Raw genomic sequence first — 1,057 nt, forward strand, 5'->3', positions numbered from 1 at the left:
ATCGCCGTGCGGCCCATGTCGATCAGCGGCTCGATGGAGATCAGAAGCCCGGCCAGCGCAATGGGAAGATCGAGCGTGGAGAGCACGATGATCGCGGCAAACGTCGCCCCGCCGCCCACGCCTGCGATGCCAAACGATGCCAGCGTCACCACCAGCACCAGGGTCGCCAGAAACTCCAAGGAGAGCGGATCGATGCCCACGGTGGGCGCGATCATCATGGCGAGCATCGCCGGGTAGAGCCCCGCGCAGCCGTTCTGGCCGATGGTGGCGCCGAAGGACGCGGCGAAGTTGGCGATCGCCGGCGGCACGCCGATGCGATCCACCTGGGCTTCGATGTTGAGCGGGATGGTCGCCGCGCTCGAGCGCGAGGTGAACGCGAACGTCAGTACCGGCCACACCTTCTTGAAGTAGCGCAGCGGATTGACGCCGGCGCCGGAGAGGAACAGCGCGTGCATCACCAGAATCAGCGCAAGGCCGATATACGAGGCGACCACGAAACCCAGAAGCCCCAGGATGTCGTCGAGGTTCGAGGTGGCCACCACCTTCGCCATCAGCGCCAAAACACCGTAGGGCGTCAGACGAATCACCATGCGCACCAGGCGCATGATCCACTTCTGCACCACGTCGATGCCGTCGATCAGCTTGCCGCCGAGGGCGGGGTTCTCGCGCTTGATGCCCAGCGCCGCCATGCCCAGAAAGGCCGCGAAGATCACCACGCTGATGATCGAGGTGGGGCGGGCGCCGGCCAGGTCCTGGAAGGGGTTGCTGGGAATGAACGACAGCAGCAGCTGCGGCACGGTCAGATCCGCCACCTGGGCGCTGCGCTCGATGATGTCCTGGCCGCGCTCGAGCTCGCGCGCGCCCTGGACGAGCCCCTCGGCGGAAAGCCCGAACAGCTGGGTCATACCGATGCCGATGATCGCCGAGATCGCCGTGGTGATCATCAGAAGCCCCAGCACGCCGACGCTGATCTTGCCCAGGGCGCTGGCATCATGCAGTCGGGTGACCGCCGAGAGGATCGTCACCAGCACCAGCGGCATGATGATCATCTTCAAGA

At 65.6% G+C, this 1,057-nt stretch carries 1 protein-coding gene; it reads right to left on the bottom strand.

Annotated elements, in window-relative coordinates; genetic code table 11:
- On the bottom strand, positions 1-1,040 hold a 1,040-nt coding region (locus BIS11_RS18405), incomplete at its 3' end, for an L-cystine transporter (RefSeq protein WP_301286527.1).
- Positions 1,041-1,057 lie beyond the last annotated feature (17 nt).

Origin of the sequence: Halomonas sp. 707D4, assembly GCF_024158685.1 — a bacterium.
Taxonomy (GTDB): domain Bacteria; phylum Pseudomonadota; class Gammaproteobacteria; order Pseudomonadales; family Halomonadaceae; genus Vreelandella.